This window comes from Hymenobacter crusticola, assembly GCF_002154225.1.
GTDB classification, from domain to species: domain Bacteria; phylum Bacteroidota; class Bacteroidia; order Cytophagales; family Hymenobacteraceae; genus Hymenobacter; species Hymenobacter crusticola.
Genome location: NZ_MTSE01000002.1, coordinates 441,590 through 464,186, shown reverse-complemented (window position 1 = coordinate 464,186; position 22,597 = coordinate 441,590). Strand labels below are relative to the sequence as shown.

At 55.8% G+C, this 22,597-nt stretch carries 13 protein-coding genes; 12 read left to right on the top strand and 1 reads right to left on the bottom strand.

Annotated elements, in window-relative coordinates; genetic code table 11:
- The first annotated feature begins 85 nt into the window (after nucleotides 1–85).
- From BXP70_RS05225 to BXP70_RS05190, 8 genes are all read left to right on the top strand, one after another.
- Nucleotides 86–1,114, top strand: coding sequence for a glycosyltransferase family 9 protein (locus BXP70_RS05225; RefSeq protein WP_086592966.1), 1,029 nt, complete (start codon nucleotides 86–88; stop codon nucleotides 1,112–1,114).
- 154 nt (nucleotides 1,115–1,268) lie between these two features.
- Complete coding sequence (locus tag BXP70_RS05220) at nucleotides 1,269–2,504, top strand: M16 family metallopeptidase (protein WP_086592965.1); 1,236 nt, start codon at nucleotides 1,269–1,271, stop codon at nucleotides 2,502–2,504.
- Between the two features lie 69 nt (nucleotides 2,505–2,573).
- Nucleotides 2,574–3,023 carry a YDG/SRA domain-containing protein gene (locus BXP70_RS05215; RefSeq protein ID WP_086592964.1) on the top strand — a complete coding sequence of 150 codons (450 nt, stop codon included), beginning with the start codon at nucleotides 2,574–2,576 and terminating at the stop codon, nucleotides 3,021–3,023.
- Nucleotides 3,024–3,088: 65 nt separating this feature from the next.
- Complete coding sequence (locus BXP70_RS05210; RefSeq protein ID WP_086592963.1) at nucleotides 3,089–3,844, top strand: DUF4184 family protein; 756 nt, start codon at nucleotides 3,089–3,091, stop codon at nucleotides 3,842–3,844.
- Between the two features lie 93 nt (nucleotides 3,845–3,937).
- A complete protein-coding gene (locus BXP70_RS05205; protein ID WP_086592962.1) occupies nucleotides 3,938–5,218 on the top strand; it encodes a hypothetical protein in 1,281 nt (426 codons plus the stop codon).
- A gap of 67 nt (nucleotides 5,219–5,285) precedes the next feature.
- The gene (locus BXP70_RS05200) at nucleotides 5,286–5,921 is read left to right on the top strand and encodes an O-methyltransferase (RefSeq protein WP_086592961.1); all 636 of its coding nucleotides are present in this window, start codon (nucleotides 5,286–5,288) and stop codon (nucleotides 5,919–5,921) included.
- Between the two features lie 115 nt (nucleotides 5,922–6,036).
- Complete coding sequence (locus BXP70_RS05195) at nucleotides 6,037–8,985, top strand: outer membrane beta-barrel protein (RefSeq protein ID WP_086592960.1); 2,949 nt, start codon at nucleotides 6,037–6,039, stop codon at nucleotides 8,983–8,985.
- 246 nt (nucleotides 8,986–9,231) lie between these two features.
- Complete coding sequence (locus BXP70_RS05190; protein WP_086592959.1) at nucleotides 9,232–11,607, top strand: LysM peptidoglycan-binding domain-containing protein; 2,376 nt, start codon at nucleotides 9,232–9,234, stop codon at nucleotides 11,605–11,607.
- An 83-nt stretch (nucleotides 11,608–11,690) separates the two neighbouring features.
- Here the strand turns inward: BXP70_RS05190 and BXP70_RS05185 are convergent, their stop codons facing one another.
- Nucleotides 11,691–12,746, bottom strand: a complete 1,056-nt coding sequence (locus BXP70_RS05185) for a fatty acid desaturase family protein (RefSeq protein ID WP_086592958.1) — start codon at nucleotides 12,744–12,746, stop codon at nucleotides 11,691–11,693.
- Between the two features lie 824 nt (nucleotides 12,747–13,570).
- On the opposite strand from BXP70_RS05185, the gene BXP70_RS05180 reads away from it, so the two are divergent.
- The 4 genes from BXP70_RS05180 (at nucleotide 13,571) to BXP70_RS05165 (ending at nucleotide 22,224) form a co-directional block, all read left to right on the top strand.
- Entirely contained in the window at nucleotides 13,571–14,872 is a 1,302-nt protein-coding gene (locus BXP70_RS05180; protein WP_086593191.1) for an MFS transporter, read from the top strand.
- 349 nt (nucleotides 14,873–15,221) lie between these two features.
- Nucleotides 15,222–16,934 carry a T9SS type A sorting domain-containing protein gene (locus BXP70_RS05175; RefSeq protein ID WP_086592957.1) on the top strand — a complete coding sequence of 571 codons (1,713 nt, stop codon included), beginning with the start codon at nucleotides 15,222–15,224 and terminating at the stop codon, nucleotides 16,932–16,934.
- 198 nt (nucleotides 16,935–17,132) lie between these two features.
- Nucleotides 17,133–20,849, top strand: coding sequence for a DNA polymerase III subunit alpha (dnaE, locus tag BXP70_RS05170; protein ID WP_086592956.1), 3,717 nt, complete (start codon nucleotides 17,133–17,135; stop codon nucleotides 20,847–20,849).
- Between the two features lie 91 nt (nucleotides 20,850–20,940).
- On the top strand, nucleotides 20,941–22,224 hold the full coding sequence (locus BXP70_RS05165) for a chloride channel protein (protein WP_086592955.1): 1,284 nt from the start codon (nucleotides 20,941–20,943) through the stop codon (nucleotides 22,222–22,224).
- The last annotated feature ends 373 nt before the right edge of the window (nucleotides 22,225–22,597 follow it).

Sequence of the window (22,597 nt, the reverse complement as noted above, 5' to 3'; positions counted from 1 at the left end):
TTGCTACACTGCCTTAGCAGTTACAACGCGTAAGTTGCGCTAGATACCTAGGCCTAGGTATCTTTGTCCCTTTCCTTTGCTCCTGATGCCTCACCCCACCGAACGTGCTATTTTGCTGATTCAAACGGCCTTCATCGGCGACGTGATTCTGGCGACAGCACTGCTAGAGCGTCTGCACCAGGAGCACCCCAACACGCCTGTCGATTTCTTGGTGCGCAAGGGCAACGAAGGCTTGGTGAAGGATCATCCACACGTGCGAAACGTGCTGATTTGGGATAAAAAGAAAGACAAATACCTAGGTCTGGGACGGTTGCTGCGGCAGATCCGGGCTACTGGCTACGATCAGGTTATTACGCTACAGCGGTTTGCTTCGACGGGGATGCTCACGGCTTTTTCGGGGGCGCGGGAGCGGATTGGCTTCGATAAAAATCCGCTTTCCTTCGCTTTCACGCGGTCGGTGCCGCATATCATTGGCGAAGGCTTGCACGAAGTTCAACGCAACCTGATGCTGTTGGGTGCCGACAAAGAAGCGCCTCCCACACGTCCGCGCCTCTATCCTACCGCCCAAGATGAAGCCGCTGCCGCACAAGTTGCCCAACAGGCTCATGCGGGTTCCTATATCTGCATTGCGCCCACTTCGGTGTGGTTTACCAAGCAGTTTCCTGAGGAGCAATGGCTTAAACTTCTGCATGCCTTGCCAGCGCACTACACCATCTTTCTCCTGGGCGGCCCGCCCGATGTGGCAGCCTGCGAAGAGCTGCGGGTAGCTAGCGGCCAACCGAATGTGCAGAATGTGGCGGGGAAGCTGTCGTTGCTTGCCTCGGCGGCGCTCATGCGCGGGGCCGTACTGAACTACGTTAACGACTCGGCACCTATGCACTTGTGCTCGGCGGTAGGCGCCCCTACTTGTGCCATCTACTGCTCTACGGTACCTAGCTTTGGCTTTGGGCCGCTTAGCCCGCACTCCTGGGTAGTGGAGCTGGAAGAGAAGCTAGCTTGCCGGCCCTGTGGCTTGCACGGCTACCGCCAGTGCCCACTTGGCCATTTTCGTTGCGCCCGCGACATCAAAACTACTCAGCTGCTGGCGGTGTTAGCGGAAAGAGTATCGGAGTAGCGCGACAAGCCAGTAGTGTCGTTCAACGGTTTACTTAGCTACTCACTTACTCCGCTGTTCTTTTGCAACTACCTAGGTAGTTGAATGGTTATTATCAGGTTGGGCTTGCTAATTTTCAAGCCTCCACTTCGTCCGCTTTCCAAGACCCTACATAATGTCTGATTACGATCTATACGAGTTGCCGAATGGCATTCGGGTCCTGCATAAACAAGTTCTGCACACCAAAATTGCCCACTGCGGTTTTCTGCTCGACATTGGCTCCCGCGATGAGAATGAGCACCAGCAGGGCCTAGCGCACTTCTGGGAGCACATGGCCTTCAAGGGCACCAAAAAGCGCCGCTCGTTCCACATCCTGAACCGCCTCGAGACGGTGGGCGGCGAACTGAATGCGTACACGACCAAAGAGAAAATCTGCTTCTACGCCTCGTTGCTGAGCACGCACTTCGAGCGCGCCTTCGAGTTGCTCACGGACCTAACCTTTCACTCCATCTTCCCGGAGCGCGAGATTGAGAAAGAGCGCGGCGTGATTCTGGAGGAAATGTCGATGTACCTCGACGCGCCCGACGATGCCATCATCGACGACTTCGACGAGGTGATTTTTGGCAAACACGCCCTAGGTCACAATATTTTAGGCACCCGCCAGAGCGTATCGGGCTTTCAGCAGAAAGACTTCCGGGACTTTCTGGCCGAGCAGATTCGTACGGATCGGCTCATCTTTAGCTCCGTGAGCAACTTACCCTTCAAGGAGGTAAAACGCTTAGCGGACAAGTACCTAGCTCCGTTGCCCGCTCGGCTTGGCCCGCGGCCCCGTGCACCGTTTACGAGCTATCAGCGCGTAGAGCAGCTTGAGCGCAAGCCTATTACGCAAGCACACTGCCTCATTGGGGGACCAGCTTACGCCATTGAAGACCCGCGCCGGATTCCGTTCTTCATGCTCACCAATATCCTAGGTGGCCCCGGCATGAACTCGCGCCTGAACCTAGGCATTCGGGAGAAGTACGGCTTGGTGTACACCATCGATGCCACGTACTCGCCCTACACCGACACAGGCCTGTTTGGCATTTACTTCGGCACGGAAAAGAAGCAGGTAAACCGCACCGTTGGCTTGGTGCAGAAGGAGTTGAAGCAGCTTCGCGAAAAGATGCTTGGCTCGACGCAACTGCACACGGCGAAAGAGCAACTCATGGGGCAGCTGGCTATGGCCGAAGAAAGCAACGGCGGGCTGATGCAACTGCTGGCTAAAAGCACCCTTGACATTGGCCGGGTAGAGCCCTTAAATGAAATCTTCGACCGAATCCGCAAAGTTTCGGCCAGTGAGCTGTGCGAGTTAGCCAACGACGTACTGCGCGAAGACAACCTAAGCGTGCTGCAATACGTGCCCAACGAGTAACTGAGCAACTGAGTGACTGAGTAATCGTTCTTGTATCTTACTGGGCTCTATTCCTCAGTCACTCACCCCTTGGCGCGTCAGTTCGGACATGTTGGGAGCTACCGTCCCGGCGATTTCTTCGCTAATCGGCTTGCGTTGTCGGCGGCGGGCTTGCACCGGCCCACACGGGCTGGCATCAGCGGCACGCAGCACGAAGGGGCCGATTCCATCGTGCTAGCGGACGCCTACGAGGACGACGTTTTCACCGACGACGAAATCCTGTATACAGGCCACGGCGGGCGCGACCCGCGCACCGGCAAGCAGGTCACGGACCAGGTTCTGACGGACCGTAACCTAGCGTTGGTGAAAAGCCAAGAAACGGGCCGGCCGGTGCGCGTGCTGCGCAAAGTCGTACACGAAGACAGCACGGCTTTCCGTTACGAAGGCTTATTTCGCGTGGCCGCTTATGAGTATGTCCGCGGCAAATCGGGCTACGGCGTTTGGCTATTTCGGCTGCGCCCTTTCATGATGCCGTCTTAAACGCCGTCCACAAAATCCGTGTAATCCGCCACATCCGTTCACATTCGTGGTTCAGAGTTGATCTTATGCCTTTCACTCCCGCTCACCCGGCTATTGTGCTGCCCCTGCTTCGCCGAACGCGCCGTTGGCTCTCAGCATCTGGGCTTATTGTGGGCAGCATGGCGCCCGACCTAGAATACTTTTTTCGACTGCGGCCCGGTGGTGGCGTCGGTCACACACTACTTGGAGTGCTTTGGCTCGACCTGCCCCTTAGTCTTCTGATCATCGGACTGTTTCATGGTATTGTCAAAAAGCCGTTGATCTTCAGTCTACCCGATTCTTTCCGGCTGAGGCTAGAGTGGTTTGCTAGGCAACCCTGGCCGCTACGCAATTTGTGGAGTCCGCGGTTGTTGCTCGGCATTCTGGTTGGGTGCGCTTCGCACCTAGTGTGGGATACCTTCACACACCAGCGGGGACGTTTTGAGTCGGAGCTCCAGATCTTAAGCTATCAGTTTGCCAATATCACATTGCGGGCCTGGCTACAAAACGGCTCCTCCGTCGTCGGCTTAGCTGTCGTTGGCTGGTACGTATGGGCCCTGCCCACTACTCGCAACGTACCCGACGTTTCCTCCCGAAAACGGCGTAATTTCTGGCTGCTGTGCGCCGTCCTGACGGCCTTGTTCTGGGCAGCGTTTCTGTACGTGGCGCACCTAGCGTATCCGCTCATCATGGCATATGCTTTCGACGGTATTTTCATCGTGACGGGTATGAGCGCCATGATGGCGGCTTTGCTTGTTACCTGCCCGATGTGGCCGTATCTGCGCACCCCACGTTCCGCTTAACTTGGAAAAGGCAACCCACACTATAAGCCGCTGATCATTGCGTATCTGTTTCGCGCGCCTTACCTAGGCACAGGAGAGCTAGGTTGCTTCATTATGAGGATTTTCACGCTGAAAGGCATTCAGCATATACAAGAACTACAGTTCTTAACCGATTCTTCGGGTTTGGTGCTCGACCAGGGCGGGCACCTGTACCGGTTTCGAGGAAACGCCACGGAAGTAATTGTTACTCCTCCTTCTTTCATTGTTTCGCAGTTTCACTTTGTCGATGAAGCGTACGGAGCCATCATTGGCCACTCGCATCCATTGCCAATACAGGAAGGCGCTTTTGGCTTTACAGGGCTAGGTCTGCTGCTAGTGTTGTGCTTGTGTCTAGGGTATAGCAAGCCCAAGGTAAAAGCCCACCGCTGGGTTATTGGCGCGCTTTGTTTAGCACTAGCTGGCTTCGTGGCCTCCTGTGGCACTGCTTGGCAGCAATACCGTCTTTTAAGTACGGAGTCGGCGTATGCTACGCTCCTTACCCGGCCGTTGCTCAGGCCAGGAGGCTATCACGCGTATCCGGCCAACAAAGGCTTGCATTCCTTCATTGCCATTACAAATACGCGTGGGGCCACCTGGAACGTGCAAACTTTGCCTACTACTTTTTATGCTAGTGCCCTCACGGCCATCGGGCACAATTTCTTGGTCGGTACCTATGCCAATCCTTATGAAGGCCGCAGCACGCTCCATGCCGATGGTGACATTTGGATTTATGGCAACGACACAACGTATTCCAAAGACTTACGGGCAAATAGTTGGCCTCGTCACTATGGGGTCGAGGTAAAACGTGGTATCCGCGGGTTCAGCCTCTCGCCCGATAGTTCACGGCTCCTGGTATTTGGCAGCGACCGTATGCCAGCCATTCCTAAAGATGAGCTCAACAGCACGGCAGGAAACATCTTCGTGCTACCCGTCTCTTTGCAGCCCAACTATACCCTGCTCGACGTGCCTGATACACTCGAAGTGTGCTCGCTAACTCAAGCCACAAACCGCGACCTGTGGGTAGTACTTGATAACAAGAAGACGCGCAAAACAAAAGGGCATCTCTCCTACTACGCTTTACCCTCCAAAACGCTGCTACGCTTTCAACACGGCCAGTGGCTAAAGCCAGCTTTTCCCGCAGGCTACAGCGCTGAGCAAGTAGTATTCGTGCCGGGCACCCGCAATGGCTACGTACTAACCACAACTGGGGAGGTAGTTGAAACCAACGATAACGGAGACTCTTGGCATACCCTAGCTTTGCAAGGCATTCGCCGGATACAGTCTTGGCAGCAGCAACTTGTGCTAGTAAAACAGCACAACCAACTCGTACTCGGCAGCCCTAGCAGCACCAATTGACAGCCAACTTACACTAAGCGAGTTACAAGATTTCAGGAGTTGCCTTCTCGATCAGCCCTTACCCAACATGGACGAACTGAATACCTACGCCGAAGCCCACACCTCGCCCGAATCGGACGTGCTACGGCGCCTCAACCGCGAAACGCACGTGCAGGTGCTGGCTCCGCGCATGCTGTCGGGGCATTTGCAAGGCCGCTTGCTCAGCATGATTAGCCACATGGTGCGGCCCCGCCGGATTTTGGAGCTAGGTACGTTTACGGGGTATTCGGCGCTGTGCTTGGCGGAAGGCTTGGCCCCGGATGGCGAGCTGCACACCGTAGAGCAAAACCCAGAATTGGAAGACCGTATCCGGCGCTACGTGGCGGAGGCTGACCTAGCGGAACGCATTCACCTACACATCGGCCAAGCGCTCGACCTGGTACCTAGCTTCCAAGAAACTTGGGACCTGGTGTTTATTGATGCCGACAAGATCAACAACGACGCCTACTACGAACTAGTGCTGCCGCACGTACGCGCCGGCGGCTTTATCCTGATTGACAACGTGTTGTGGAGCGGCAAAGCGTTGGCATCGTACCCGGTAAAGCCCGCCGACAAAGATGCGCACGCCGTGCGAGCGTTCAACGACAAAGTGCAGCAGGATGAGCGGGTGGAGAACGTGTTGCTCCCTGTACGCGACGGAATTTTAATCGTCCGCAAACGCTAACGCGAGTTCGAAACAGAACCTAGAAAATAATTTTCCCTTTCTGACGGGAACTAATTAAACCTTGGCTGCTTGCGCGCGTCTAGTCAGGAGGTACAAGCCCCCTCCAACGCATCGCATGAGAAAATTTCTTACGTTATTCCTTCTATACTGGCTTAGTAGTGCGGCCTTTGCGCAAACCTTATCCATTACGGGCCGGGCCCTTGATGCCAAAGACCAATCGCCGCTGATTGGCGCCAATGTGCTGCTGCTACACCTCCCCGACTCCGTGAAACGCGGCGTCGCCGCGGACCCAAGTGGCAATTTTAGCTTCACGGGGCTGGCGGCCGGGCGTTATCAGCTTTCCATTTCCTTTCTCGGCTACCAGAATATCAACCGCGACTTAACGCTTTCTACACAATCGGTTGCGCTAGGTAACCTAGCTCTGCAAGCTGGCGTGACGCTCAAAGGCGTGGAGGTAGTGGGCAAAACGCCCGCCGCCGTACAGAAAGGCGATACGGCGCAGTACAATGCCAACGCGTTCAAGACGAATCCCGACGCCAACGCCCAAGACCTCATAACCAAGATGCCCGGCGTCACCACGCAAAACGGCAAGGTGCAGGCCCAGGGCGAAGACGTGCAAAAGGTACTCGTTGATGGCAAAGAGTTTTTTGGCAATGACCCTGATGCGGTACTAAAGAATATTCCGGCCGAAATTATCGACAACATCCAGGTATTCGACCGGCAAAGCGAGCAGTCGCGCTTTTCGGGTTTCAACGATGGCAACACGCAGAAAACCATCAACATCGTCACGAAGAAGCAATACCGCAAAGGGCAGTTTGGACGCTTTGTAGCCGGCGCGGGCGGGGGGCAGCAAACGGGCACGGGCGCCTCGTGGGCGGAGCGCTACCAAGTGAGCGGCAACTACAATACGTTCAGCGGCAACCGCCGTATTTCGGTAGTCGGGCAGTCGAACAATATCAACCAGCAGAACTTCGGCTCGGCGGATTTGCTCGGGGTTACGAATAACTCCCGAGGCGGCGGGGGCGGTGGCAACGGCATTTCTCGCACCAACGCCATCGGCCTCAACTACTCTGACCAGTGGGGCAAGAACACGCAGGTGACGGCTAGCTATTTCTTTAACCTAGCCAATAACACCACCAACCAGCTGACCGACCGCATCTACGCCACCCGCGGCTCCAGCAGCGACACGCCCCTCAATCAACAGCAAACCTACCAGCAGACCTCGCTGGCGCAGAGCCGTAACCTCAACCACCGCTTCAACCTGCGCTTAGAGCATAAGATTGACTCGGTCAACTCAATCTTGTTCATCCCGTCGCTCACGTTTCAGCGCAACAATAACAACAGCACCGTTGATGGTCTGACGCAGGTAGGCGGCACGGAGCGCGGCAACACGAACAGTAAATACAACTCTAAGGCGTCGAGCATTTCCTCCTCGAACCAGTTGCTGTACCGGCACCGCTTCCATAAGCCTGGCCGGACGGTTTCGATCGATTTGAACGCGAACTACAACACGCGCAACTCCGACAACTACCTCTACTCCTTCTCCCGGTCGTTGTCGACGGTGGCCGGTACGGGCCGCGACACCACCGTTGAGAATATCCTGAACCAATACTCGCACCTCGACCAAGTGGGCTGGCAGCTCAACTCGGGCATTTCGTACACCGAGCCACTGAGCAAGACGGACTTACTCCAGTTCAACTACAACACTTCGTACGCCCCCAACGACTCCGACAAGAAAACCTACGATTTCTCGGAGCTTACCGGCAACTACGATGACCTGAACACGGGGTTGAGCAACGTATTCAAGAGCAACTACCTGACGCAAGGCCTCGGAGCTAGCTTCCGGCGCCAGACCCAGGACTACCAGATTATGGTGGGCGTGACGGGCCAGAGAGCTGACTTGAACAACCGGCAGCGCTTCCCGCAAGCGGGTACCCTCGACCGGACGTTCTACAACTTCCTGCCTAACGCCATGCTGCGCTACAACTTCTCGCGCCAGCGTAATCTGCGCTTCAACTACAACGGCCGCACCTCGGCACCTAGCATCAGTCAGTTGCAGGAAGTGGTGAACAACTCCAACCCCTTGCAGCTCACCACCGGTAACCCCGATCTGATTCAGCAGTACCAGCACGTGATGACGCTGCGCTACTCGGCCTCGAAGCCCGAAAAATCGACGTCGTTCTTCGTGGGCGCTTTTGCCACGTTCACCGACAACTTTATCACCAACAGCACCTTCGTCGCCCTGCGCGATACAACCATTGCCATCAATGGCGGCGTGGTGCAACTGCCGCTCGGCGGGCAGCTTACCCGGCCCGTGAACCTAGGTCAGCAGTACACGCTGCGCACCTTTGCCACCTACGGCATGCCGCTGGCCTTCATCAAATCGAACCTGAACGTGAACGGCAGCGTGGGCTTCTCGCGCACGCCGGGCCTCAACAACGAGCTCGTCAACTATTCCCGCTCACCCAGCGGCAACCTAGGTGTAACCATCAGTAGCAACATCAGCCCGAACCTAGATTTTACAGTTTCTTCCAGTGGCAACGTGACGTACGCGCGCAACACCGTTAATACGCGCCTGAATACCAACTACTACACCCAAAACAGCTCGGCGCGCGTTAGCTGGATTGTGGGCCCCGGCATCTCGGTCCAAACGGACCTAACCCACATCTACAACCAGGGTGTTGCCTCCTCGCCCACCCAGCAGTATGTGCTTTGGAATGCTAGCATCGGCAAAAAGGTGTTCCCGAATCAGCGGGGCGAGTTTAAAGTGTTTGCCTTCGACTTGTTGAAGCAAAACCGGAGCTTGCAGAACAACATCACCTCGGCTTACAACGAGACGGTGCGTACCAACAACTTGCAGCAGTATTTCATGGCCATGTTCACCTACAACCTGCGCAAAGGCAACATGCCGCAGCCAGGCGACCAAAACCGTGACCGGGAGCGTAATTCTGACAACCCAAACCGTGGCAACTGGCGCCGTGGCGGCGAAGGTGGTGGCATGGGCCCAGGCGGTCCGCCGCCCGGCGGTGGTGGCGGGTTCGGAGGCCCTCCCGGCGGCAACTAAGCTATTAAATAAACTGGCAAGGAGCCTAGCTTACCAGCGGCAGCCGTAAGTCTGAAAAGGTACCCTTAGGGTTGTTTCGGGCTTTTTGCTACCGCTGCTGGGCTAGGCTCATTGCACTTTCTAGCTAGGCTAGGCGCAGCAAATAGTACTTTTTACTGCGTGCCTCCCAGGATTTTTCTCCTACTTTGTAAGCTAAGGAGCCCAGAAATGCGTTGGGAGTGGCTCCTGCCTCGCTAAATTCTGCCCATGAAACGAATTGTGCTTTTGCTATTTTGCCTACTGCCGTTGCTGGCAGTGGCGCAGAGTGTCACGGTACCGCCCACCATTGAATTTGCTGGTTTGTACTTGCGCCTGACCGATAAAGGCCGCCGCGCCGTGCAGGAAAAAGTGGATGCGCTGCGGCGTTACCAGCCTTCCTTCCAGGCCCGCGTCGACCTAGCCGATGCTCACTTCCCCATCATTGACCGCGTCTTTCAGGAGCAGGGTATTCCGCTGGACTTTCACTTTTTGTCGCTCCAGGAAAGCGGCTTGCAGGGCGATGCCGAATCCATTCACGCGGCCGTGGGCTACTGGCAGTTTAAGCGCGAATCGGCCGTGGAGCTAGGGGTGCAAGTGAATAATTCCGTTGATGAGCGCAAGCATATCGTCGTAGCGACGCAAGGCGCTTCCAAGTATTTGCTGCGCAATAATGGCGTGTTGCATAACTGGGTGAACACGCTGCTTACCTACAACCTAGGTCTGAGCGGCGCCAAGCCCTACACTCTGCCCACCGATTACGACGCCACGGAGATGGAGATTACGCAGGACACCCACCCGTATATCCTCACGTTTCTGGCGCACAAAATAGCGTTCGAGTCAGCTGTTGGGCAGAATCCCAACCCACCCATGCTGTTGCAGGAATTTCCGGCGACCGGGGGGCAAACCCTATCGGCTATTGCCTTTAGCCTCCAAACGGAGGTGGACGTTTTGGCTAAGCACAACCGCTGGCTGCTGGATAGAAAGGTACCTACGGACCGCGCCTACACGGTTTTGGTGCCCATTACCGATCCTATTCAGCTTACTGCCATGGCGGCCCAGCAGAAAGTTGGGGCGAAAGGCCAGTTGCTTTCCCCGCCCGAAACGGACCCGGAAAATGCAGAGTTTGTGCGTATCAACGGCTTGCGGGCGCTTATTGCTCTGCCCGGCGACACCAAGGAGAGCCTAGCTCGCCGCGCCGACCTGAAGATGCGCAAGTTTTTGAACTACAACGACTTGATGGCGTTCGACAACATCATCGTTGGGCAGCCTTACTTTGTGCAGCGGAAGCGCGATAAAGCGGCCGTGGCGTATCATACCGCCCAGCCTGGCGAAAGCGTAGCCATTGTCTCGCAGAAATATGGGGTGCGTGTCAAAGCTATTCTGAACAAAAACCGCATGGCGCGCAATGAGGAGCTGCGCCCCGGCCGGGTCTTGTGGCTACAGCACACCCGGCCCCGTGAAGTGCCCATTGAGTATGCTCCTAGCACCAATGCCACCGCGCAAGCGGCTTTCGAGCGCCCGGTGGCCCGCCAAACGGCGAAGCCTAGCCCAGCGGCTACTCCGGCGCCAACACCTAGCTCGCGTAAAACCAAAGACACCGAACCAGAGCCTTATGCGGGCAGCGTGGCCACGCGCAACCGGGTGGAGGAAGACGTAGCCGAGGAAGACAGCGTCACGATGACTTCGGGCGACCTAGCCACGGAAAGCTTGAACGACCTGCCGACCCCTCCTGCCACCACCGCTACGGCCGACTCTGCCACAGAAGCTGAACTAGCGGCCACTCCTGCCACGCCAACAACGCCGCGGACGGTGTACGCCGGACGGCCAGCGCAACAAGCCCCTCCTACCCCAACGCCAACTCCTAGCGAAGAGCCCGTGGCTGAAGAGGAAGCTAGCACTTCCGCAGAACCTCCCGTAACGCAACCACAGTCTTCCGCCCCAACGACGAAAGCTCCTACCAAAGTCGTCTTGCGTGAGCCGGTACCTAGCGCTACGCCGGCCGCCACGAAGCCGACAACTCCAGCATCTACTGCCGCTACCCCTCCTAGCGCAGCACCGTTAGCTGTGCCGGTAGCAACGGAAGCCTTGCCTGCAAACGGCCTGTACATCGTGCAAAAAAGCGAAGGAATCTACGCCATTGCCCGCCGTTACGGCTTGCGCCCCGCCGACCTAATTGCCTGGAACGAACTGCCCCCAAATCCGTCGCTACAGCTAGGCCAGACGCTACGCCTTACGCCCCCTAGCGCGACAACGCGCCCTGCTACAGCTACCACGCCCGCCGCACCGACCTCAACCACAACAGCCACCAAGCCTGCACCAACCGCCGCGCCTGCCCCGAAGCCTACCGCACCGGCCACCGTCGCGACTACACCTACTTCACGCCCCGCCGCCACTACCACACCACCTAGTGCTGCTGCCGCGCCCATCGCGTCGTCGGTTCCGGCTAGCAACGTCATTCGGCACACCGTCGAAACCAAAGAGTCGATGTACAGTATTTCGCGCAAGTACAAGGTGACAATCAAGCAGATTATGGAGTGGAACAACAAGCCCGATTTCAATGTGAAGCCCGGCGAGGTGCTGGTTATTCAGCCAACTAAGGAGTAGCCACTTTGCTATTCAACTCACAACAAAAGGCCGGCCGACTAGTAAGTCGGCCGGCCTTTTGGTTGTCTAGCCCAACGATAGGGCTAGGCATATGCTTGCCGATTAATGCGCTGGGTGCGCGACCTTAGCAGCGCTATTACTTCACTGTCGTTGCTGTAGCGGTTGCCAAGGTTCACGAAGTTCTTCGCTAGCAAATCGTAGCGCTTCGTCATGAGGTAGACAAACACGTGCAGGAAGTGAATGCCGTCGAAAACGATGGCGTCGTTCGCTGAATAGTGATTGATGTTCTCTCGGAAGGAACGCGGGTGTTCGCTCCAGTGCATGGCAGGCTTGAGGTGGTGGCTGATGTGGTAGCCGTCGTTCCAGCACTTATGGTTGTAGCGCGTGTTGATGCAGGTGATGCTGTTGGTGTAGCAATTGTCGGGGCTGGCGGCCGCCACAAAGGCATGTTGGCTCCAGTTGCCTAGCATCATCACGATGCGTGAAAGCACAACGGGTAGCACGAAGACAATCAAGGTCGCCTGCCAATTAACCAACAGCAGCCCAAGGCACAGCACGATGTACAAGCCCTCCCCCCTCACGGCACGCAGTAGCAATGTCTTTTTGTTGGTGCGGATGAAGTACAGAAACAAACGCGGGATGCCTAGCAGGAAAAAGCCGCCTAGGTAGCGCAAGAAGCTCACCCACGAATCCCGTTGGTAAAACATGGTGGAGCTTTCATCGTCCGGCAGGTTATTTTCGGGGTGGTGCATGCCCATGTGGTGGGTGAAGTACGACTCCGGCGTTTGCCCAAACAGCGGCCCGATTATCCACGGAATGTACTTGTTCAGCAAAGCGTATTTCTTCTTAAACAGGATGCGGTGACACGTGCAGTGCAGCATCAGACCAAAAGGGCCTTTGAAATAAAAGTTGCTCAGACCTAGATAGATGACGACGATACCGGCCCAGAGCCAACCCGTAACCGCTGGCACGAAGAGAAGGGCCGCTAACGGGATTAATACGAGCGAAATACGCAGCGTAAGATACAGGAAAGGCAAGTCCCGCGGATCTTGGCAAAAGGGGAGCAGTTGCCGGTCGAGCCAAGATAACGGGGAGCCGGTCCGGTACTCCGGATCGGTTAAAGGCAGAAGATATTTCATGTGGGGCGCGGCGCGGTACCTTAGCCGTGAAGGGTGAAAGCCTATGCAATAGGCCGTAGATAATCGAGGCACAAGAATACCGACCGTGTCTCTGGGCAGGCGCCAGAGGGTCTATACGCTAGCTTGTTCAGCCGCCGGCCCATGAAGGGCACCTAGGCGGCTTGCTGTACTGGTAGTTTCAGCAAGACAGTGGGTTCTGGCTAATGAGGGCGGAACCACGCAACAGCATCAGCGCTGTTGAGGCATTCTATCCGAATGACTACGAGCTGCGTTCGAGCTCAAGGGTAGGATGTCCACCTAGAAGCTCAGGCCTACTAACGGGAAAAGCACCTTTATCGTTCAGAACTATATAGAAGTAGATGAAGTTAGCTCAGCGCACTACACCCATGGCGAGTTTGTCTTTTTCCTAGGTCGAAGCGCAAGTCAAAGAGCAATCGGTGTTGCTGAGTGCTGAGCTTACACGACGAATTCGAAAACGAGCCTTCTTGTATTGGGGCACAAAAGGCTTTCCAGGACCTATTTCGTCCTAGGCCATGGCGTAATGGTATTATGTATACGTTACTAGAAGCCAGGCTCATCCTAGGTGAGCAGCCAGGCCAAAAGCACAACTACGCCGGGTACATCTGGCTTCAAGCAACCGGGTGATTGATCTGGCAACCGCGCCTCGCGAAAACACGCTGCGTAGTTGCAGCGGTAGGTACACACCCGAAACAAAGCCGGCAGCGAACAGTAAACATAGGATAGATTAAGCCCATCTGACCACTCCACAGGACCTAGCTTCATCATGAGCGGGCCCGACAGGGTGGCAATTGCCTTTACAGAAGATGTTAGTCCCTAGTAGCTCAGCCCGCACTCGACCCTACGTTATTGCCTGGGTATTCTCCCTCATTTTTTACTTCCTCGAATACGCCGTGCGCTCCGGACCCGCCGTGATGCTGCCGGAGTTGGCTGGGGTGTTTGGCGTAAGCACGACGGAGGTCAGCGGCATTCTGGGCACGTATTATTACACGTACTCCCTGGCCGGGCTGATAGCCGGTATCGCCCTCGACCGCACGGGTGCCAAGTATGCTCTGCCGGCTGGGGTTGCGATAGTGGCGCTCGGGTGCGCGCTATTTGCCGTGCCAGGTCCCTTGGCTGGCAATGCAGGCCGCTTGCTACAGGGCGCCGGTTCGGCTTTCGCCTTTACGGGCTCGGTATACCTAGCGTCGCGCGGGTTTCAGGCTAAGTCACTGGCTACCGCTATCGGTGCTACGCAGTGCTTGGGCATGCTAGGTGGCGCCCTTGGGCAGTCGGTTGCGGGCCCGCTTATTCACAACGGCTTCGATTTGCGCACGTTTTGGGTACTGATGGGCGCAGCCAACCTAGCTACTTGTTTGGCGTTGTTTTTCATTACCCCCAATGACGCCGCGGAGCAAGCGCAGCAACCCAACGCCAAAGCTAGCTTGCTGGAGCCCTATAAGATAGTTTTTCGCAACCCGCAGTCGTACTTGTGTGGCCTGATTGCCGGGTTGCTCTTCGCCCCTACCACCATCTTTGCCATGAATTGGGGTGTGGCCTCGTTGCAGCAAGACCAGCAGATGAGCTACGCGGCCGCGGCATGGGCTTGCTCGATGGTCCCGCTAGGCTGGGTAGTGGGCTGCCCGTTGCTCGGTTGGGCCGCCGACCGCCTAGGTCGCCGCAAGCCGGTGCTGTTTGGTGGGGCTGCTAGCATGATGTTGCTGGGTTTGCAACAGCTGTATTTACCTAGCTTGCTGCCGCTGTATGTGAGCCTATTTTTGTTCGGCGTAGCCTCGGGCGCGGCCATGATTCCGTATTCCATTATCAAAGAAGCCAACCCGGATGAGGTGAAAGGCAGCGCTACCGGCGCCATGAACTTTCTCACCTTTGGCGTGAGTGCGGTGCTAGGCCCCCTATTCGCCCGCCTCTACGGCCAAACGCTCGGCAACGCCGCCGACCCAGCCGCACACTTTCAGACCGGCGGCTTGTTCTGGATCGGGTGCACCAGCGTGGCAATCGTGGCGGCGCTGCTGCTACGCGAAACGGGCGCCGGCCGAAAAACGACCGTTTCCGGCGCTGATGCGAGGTTTTCACCTGGCGGCACCCGTATCGCGCCGCTGCGTGGCTAGGCTCCTGACAGACGGACCCAGCTTGCTTGGCACCAGCACCTAGCTTCGCTGCTCGAAAAGGATGGCTCCAAAGGCCATCCTTTCTTATCAGTGACAATCAGAAATGCTCGGCTCGGCAGCTTTACTAAACTCTGGGTACTTTCTGCCTTCCCATCTGTTTGTTATTTCCCGCTTTCATTGCCATGCTTAGTGTTTCTCTCGTGATAGTCAAGCTACTATCGGTCCTAGCTTAATTGTTCTCGTAATTCAGATAAATAGCTGCTGCTCAGCCTGGCAAATAGCTAATTAAACCTATTTAAAATACTACCTTCGAATATTGCTTCCTCTTACTATTCTAATCTAACTTTTTATGCATCCATCTACTTCCTATTGGTCAGCTTTTGCTGCTACACTCGTTGGGTTCTTCGTTGCCAATCAGGCAGTAGCCCAGTTTCCCGTTATTTCTAATATTTCGCCCGCGCCACATAGTTTTAAGCAACCCGTCACTACTCTGGTTTCGGCCACAGTAACCCCATTTACGTCAGCCAGTCTGAAGGTATATAGCTCGCAGTCAGGCGGCTTGCGAAGTGGTACGACTACCATCAACAACAACACGATTTCCTTTGTACCTGCTGCCCCTTTTCGAGCAGGTGAAACCTTGTCGGCAACGCTCACAGGTCCGGATGGGGCCAAATACGCGTGGCAGTTTACAGCCGCCGTTGCGGGTGGCAGCGGCGGCAGGTTTGAGGCGGGAGTAGCTACCCCGATAAGCACCCAAAGCAACTCACAAGACTACCTGACGCTTATCGACGTAGACGGCGACTCCGATTTGGATGTAGTAGTACCTTATTACCTAGGGAGGCCGTCGCTGGGCGTACTGCGTAACGACGGTACCGGCAAACTCGCGCCACTTGTTGACCTCAACGTAGCTACCCAGCGCTTCAGGCCAGGCGACGTGGATGGCGACGGCGACCTCGATCTGGTATATGCAATCAAAAACACGGGCCTAGGCGTCTTGCGCAATAACGGCGCGGGTACTTTTACCCCGGTGTCAAGTACTATTAGCACAAGTACCGAGGTTGCTGCACTCGCGCTGGGCGATTTGGATAGCGACGGCGACTTAGACCTTATCTTCTCGGAAGGGACCAGTAAAACGCTTCAAGTTCGCCTGAACAATGGAACGGGCGTGTTCACGGGCAACGGGCAGGTTAGCATATCTTCTAACGCAATGCGAGTAGAGCTGGCTGACCTTGACAACGACGGTGACTTGGATGCCCTAACTGGATATGGCAATACATCGACTAGCCCCTTGAACATTCGTCTGAATAACGGTCAAGGACAGTTCTCTGGCACCACCGAATTACCGGTGGGCGGCTATCGAGGCACTATTGGACTAGCCGATTTTGATGATGATGGCGACGTAGATATTGCCGTTCCGATTTTCCAACCAGATGGAAAGCTTAGTCTGTGGCGCAACAACGGTAATGCCACTTTTACGAAGGCTCCTGATTTATTAATTGGCAGCGGCCCACAGGTAGTAGAGATAGGTGACATTGATGGTGACAAAGACTTGGACATTATCACCGATGCGCGCGAAAACAGCGCCTCCTCAAACAGTATCAATCTAAACTTGAACACTGGTACAGGTAACTTTATCCGCCAGGCAGATATTTCGACCATCTCGCGCCCCGTGGATCTTGCACTCGGCGATATGGACAACGACGGCGACCTGGATTTGGTCGTGTATAGCCTCAGTGGCAACAGCAACGATCCGACGGGCCAGATAATCGTGCACCGCAACGCTACCACTATACTAGCTACTCAGCAAACGACGCTCAAAGCTCAAGCTATGGGTGCTTGGCCTAATCCAGTGGACCGTGGCACCGACCTCCACTTCGAAACCGCTGCCGCTAACGGTGGCAAAGCAACCCTGTACAACGCCTTGGGCCGCCTCGTGCGCGAACTAGCTTTCGAAGGACAAGCTTCTGTGCTACCTACTGCTGGCTTGACACCGGGAGTTTATCTGCTAACGGTAACCCCAACGGGGCAACAGGGCACTACGAAACGCGTGATCTTACACTAGTAACTGTCTGCTTACTTGTCTATAGTATTTTGCGGGCAACTAGTTGCCAGGAAGATCTCATTAAAAAGGATGGCTCTAAAGGCCATCCTTTTTTGTTCTTGATACACAGATACATCCGGTTCGGCAGCTTTCCTTTCCCAGTTGGCGGCGGTAACTTTACTGAACCCTAGGTGCCTTCTGCCTCCAAATCCGCTTGCTATGCCTGTTTTCTCCCACCTTCATTGCCACACCCAGTATTCCCTCCTCGACGGCCAAGCTAGCATTGGCGCGCTGATGAAGAAAGCGCAGGCCGACGGCATGCCCGCCGTTGCCCTCACCGACCACGGCAACATGTTCGGCGCCTTCAACTTCGTGGCAGAGGCAAACAAGTACAACGTGAAGCCCATCGTGGGCTGCGAGTTTTACCTGGTAGAAGACCGACATAAGAAGCAGTTTAGCCGCGAAAAAGGTGAGCGGGACGTGCGCCATCACCAACTTCTGCTAGCGAAAGACCAGGCAGGCTACCACAACCTAGCCAAGCTCTGCTCGATGAGCTTTATTGAGGGTGTGTACTCCAAGTACCCGCGTATCGACAAGGAGTTGCTGCTTCAGTACCACGAGGGTCTGATTGCCACGTCGTGCTGCATTGGTGCGGAAATTCCGCAGGCGCTGCTGTGGAAAACGGAGGAAGAAGCCGAGAAACAGCTGAAATGGTGGCTCGATGTGTTTGGCGACGATTACTACATTGAAATTCAGCGCCACGGCATCGAGAACATCGACAACACCGGCAAGAGCCAGGAAGACCTGAATCAGGTGCTGCTGAAGTGGGCCAAGAAGTACAACGTGAAGGTCATTTGCACCAATGACTCTCACTACGTCAACCAGGACGACTTCGCGCCCCACGACCTGCTTTTGTGCGTGAATACAGGTGAAGAGCACAGCATTCCAGTGGGCGACTTCCAGACCAAGTACTTCCGCCTGATGTCGTCGGAGAAAAAGGTAATTTATGATCATCTCGACAATTTGCGCCCCCTAGCTTCGTCCGATGACCAGGTGCGTCGACAGCTTATGCGCATCGATGAGGAAGCCCAGATGCCCAGACCTAGGTCGCGCTTCGGCTTCCCCAACGACCAGTTCTATTTTAAGAGCCAGGAGGAGATGAACCACCTGTTCCGCGACGTGCCGGAAAGTGTGGATAACACCAACGAGATTGTGGATAAGATCACGCCGCCCAAGCTGGCCCGTGACATCTTATTGCCCAATTTCCCGCTACCCGCCGGCTTTGCCAACGCCGATGAATTCCTGCGGGAGCTAACGTATGTGGGGGCTTTTGGACCGAGTGCCGGGAAAGGTATCGTGACAATGACCAAGCCGCCGCGTTACTCTGAGCGCACACCCGAAATCGATGAACGGCTGGAATACGAGCTGCGCATCATCCAGACGATGGGCTTCGCGGGCTATTTCCTCATCGTGCAGGACTTCATTAACAAGGGCCGCGACATGGGCGTGGCGGTAGGCCCAGGTCGTGGTTCGGCGGCGGGCTCGGCGGTGGCCTACTGTGTGGGTATCACCAACATCGACCCGATTAAGTATTCGCTGCTATTCGAGCGTTTCTTGAACCCGGAGCGTGTGTCAATGCCTGATATTGACATCGACTTTGACGACGTGAACCGCCAGCGCGTAATCGACTACGTGGTGGACAAGTACGGTAAAACGCAGGTGGCCCAGATCATCACCTTCGGTACCATGGCCGCCAAGTCCAGCATCAAGGACGTGGCGCGGGCCATGGAATTGCCGCTGCCCGTGACCAACGAGCTAGCGAAGATGGTCCCCGAAAAGCCCGGCACGACCCTAGCTGGCGCCTTTGCAGAGAATCAGGAGCTGGATATGATTCGGCGCGATGATGCGCCCGACAACCTGCGCGGTCAGATTCTGCGCCTAGCCGAGAAGCTAGAAGGTTCGGTGCGGAACACTGGTATCCACGCCGCCGGCGTCATCATCGCGCCCGACGACATCACCAAGTACATTCCGGTTTCGACCTCCAAGGATTCGGACCTGCTCGTCACGCAGTTCGACGGCAAGGTGATTGAATCAGCGGGGATGCTCAAGATGGACTTCTTGGGGCTCAAGACGCTCACGATTATCGTGGACGCCTTAGAGCTGATCAAGAAGAACCACGGTGTTGACATCAACATCGACGACATTCCGCTCGACGACCCTAAGACATACGAGCTCTACCAGCGCGGCGACACCATCGGCACGTTCCAGTTTGAATCCGAGGGTATGCGCATGTACCTCAAGGACCTCAAGCCCACCAACATCGAGGACTTGATTGCCATGAACGCCCTCTACCGGCCCGGTCCGATGCAGTTCATCCCGAACTTCATCAACCGCAAGCACGGCCGCGAGGTAGTGGAATACCCGCACGAACTGCTGGAGCCCATCCTAAACTACTCCCAGGGCATCATGGTGTACCAGGAGCAGATCATGCAGGCCGCTCAGATCTTGGCCGGCTACTCGCTCGGCGGCGCCGACTTGTTGCGCCGCGCCATGGGTAAGAAGGACATGAAGAAGATGGCCTTGGAGCGCGAGAAGTTCTGTAAGGGCGCGGCCGAACTGCACGGTATCAAGGAGAAAAAGGCCAACGAGGTATTCGACGTGATGGAGAAGTTTGCGGCCTACGGCTTCAACCGCTCCCACTCCGCCGCCTACTCGGTGGTGGCTTACCAGACTGGCTACCTCAAAGCCAATTACCCCGCCGAGTACATGGCCGCCGTGTTGACCAACAACATGTCGGACATCAAGAAGGTGACGTTCTTCATCGAGGAAGCTCGTCGCCAAGGGGTGCCCGTGCTAGGTCCCGACGTGAACGAATCGATCCTCAAGTTCAACGTAAACGAAAAAGGTCAGATTCGTTTCGGCATGGCCGCCGTGAAAGGCGCCGGCGAAGCAGCCATCGAGAACATCGTAGCGGAGCGCGCTAAAAAGGGTCCTTTCACGGATATCTTCGACTTCTCGAAACGGGTCAACTTGCGGGCCGTCAATAAGAAGACGTTTGAAAGTTTAGCTTTATCGGGCGCCTTCGATTCGTTCGAGCGGTATCACCGCCGTCAGTTTGTGGAAGCCCCCGGCGGCGACCAGAACCTCATTGACAAAGCGGTGCGCATGGGCCAGCAGTACCAAGCCGACCAAGACTCAGCCCAGCAGAGCCTATTTGGTGGCGGCGCTTTTGGCGCGGTAGCCATGCCCCTACCCAAAGTGGCTGACATGGAGCCCTGGCCCGCCACCGAGCAGCTCCGCCGCGAAAAGGAAGTCGTAGGCTTCTACCTCTCGGGCCACCCGCTCGACGATTTCAAGCTTGAAATTGACTCTTATTGCACTTGCGGGCTGGACAAAGTAGAGAACTACAAGAACCGCGAAGTAACGGTAGCCGGTCTGATTTCGAACGTGATGTTCAAGACGACCAAGACGGGCCAGCCCTTCGTGTCATTCAGCGTGGAAGATTACGAATCGAGCTTAAACCTAGCTTTGTTCCGCGACGATTATTCGCGTTTCAGCTCCATCATTAACCCCCGCAATTACGATAAGGAGCAGGTGCCGCCCATGTACATCCGGGGCAAGTACGCCCAGCGCTTCCGCGACTCCGACCAGTTCGAGTTCAAGATTCTGACCATGGAGCCGCTGTTCAACGTAGCCGAAAAGCTAGCTAACGGTGTGCGCGTGCAGCTTGACCTCCGCACCGTCACGGAGCCGTTTATGGACCGCTTCATGGCCGCCGTAGAGGAGTCAGCCGGTTCGAAAAAGCTGGAAATTAAGTTCGCCGAGCCGCACGAACACCTCACCGTAGACACGTACTCACGCCGCTACCGCATCGAGCCGAAAGCCTTTATCCGCAAGATGCGCGAGATGGAAATCGAAGCCTGCCAACTGATTTAGGCGCTCCTTCTCTCTTCTTATTAAGCACGTCTGGCACTACATTCTTTCCCGGATGTAGTGCTAGCTATTTCATAGCCTCCCCTTCTGTACCATGAAGTTTCGCACCCGCCGACGCGCCCTAACCCTTCGTACCCGAGTAAACGATTCGCTGCAATTTAACCCGTTTGTATTCAGCCGTTTGTTTTTCTTGTGGGCCCTGATCGGAATAATGGGTGGCGTCTTGGCGGGTGGCTATTGGATTGTGCTCGAGCACCTGATGGAGTGGCTGGCCATGGTGCCGGGCCTCTGGGTGATTCCACTCATGGCCACGGCTGGGTTGCTGGCCGGACTGGTCATTTACAAGCTCGGTGACCCAGGCGAGATGGACTTGATTGTGAACAACATTCGCTTCAAAGGCGGCCAACTAGATCCTCGAAATAACCTCTCCATGATTCTGTCGTCGTTGGTGTGTATTGCCAGCGGCGGTAGTGCCGGGCCGGAAGCGCCACTAGTACAAGTAGTAGGCTCCACGGGCACGTGGCTAGCCCAGCGCTTTCGCCTGCGCGGCGAAGACTTACGCTCACTCAGCATTGCGGGCATGGCCGCTGCTTTCACGGCGCTGTTCGGGGCGCCGCTCGGCGGCAGCTTATTTGCGCTCGAAATCCTGCATCACCGCCACGTAGTTGAGTACTACCAGGCCCTGATTCCGGCTTTCGTAGCCAGCTGCTCCAGCTACATCATTTTCGTTCTGATCACGCACACGGGCCTAGGTCCTACCTGGCAATTTCCGCTTTACACCTCACCTAGCCTCAACGACTGTTTTCTGGCAGTTCTATACGCCTTGGTGGGCACGGCCGTCGGCTGGCTTTTTATTTTTATTGTGCGGCGCTGCCGAGGCTTGTTTCGGAGTCGGCGCCTGCCTATTTATTGGCGTATGGCCCTGAGCGGCATTCTGATCGGAACTATCGCCTACTTCGTGCCGCTGTCGCGCTACTTCGGGCACGATCAATTAGCGGAAGTACTGCGTAGCACTTTCTCGCCTCAGTTTCTGCTGCTACTGATGGGTGCCAAGCTGCTGGCTATTGCCCTAACGGTGACTTCGGGGTGGCGCGGCGGCTTTATCATCCCCTTGTTTTTTGTGGGGGCAGTTGCAGGCTTACTCCTACACTCGTTGCTTCCGGGTCATAATCTCCCGCTCATTCTGATTAGCTGTATGGCGGCTATCAACGCTTGCGTAACCCGCACGCCCATCAGCACGACGGTACTGCTCGGTACACTCACCGGCTTTCACAGTATTGTGCCGGTCATGTTCGCCAGTCTCACCGGCTTCTTTCTCTCCCCCAAAATGCCGCTGATCAACGCGCAGCTCGGGGTACATACCGATGAGGAAGAGTAAATGAGTAGTTACCTAGGCTGTGCGGTCAGTAAACAGACCAGCCAAGACTAACTTGCTTATCGTATCGTTTAGCTTACAAGAAGATGAGGCCACCTAGTTTTAAGAGCCCGCAGACCTAGGTAAGAAGAAATAGTAACGTCTGCAGCTTCTGACTCATACAATCGATTCCATGGTCTGTTACCGCCTATTTGTCTTTGGGATATTGTTGCTAGCGTCATGTAGCAAAGCATCAAGCGTAGTCGATGATGACCTAGTTGGAGCATGGCACAATATCAATCCAGCACACTCCGCCTCAATAATTGGTAACGATGATATTCTGTTCATTAAAACTCCGGAGCATCTCCGATTAGCTCTGAAGAACGCTTCAGGCTAT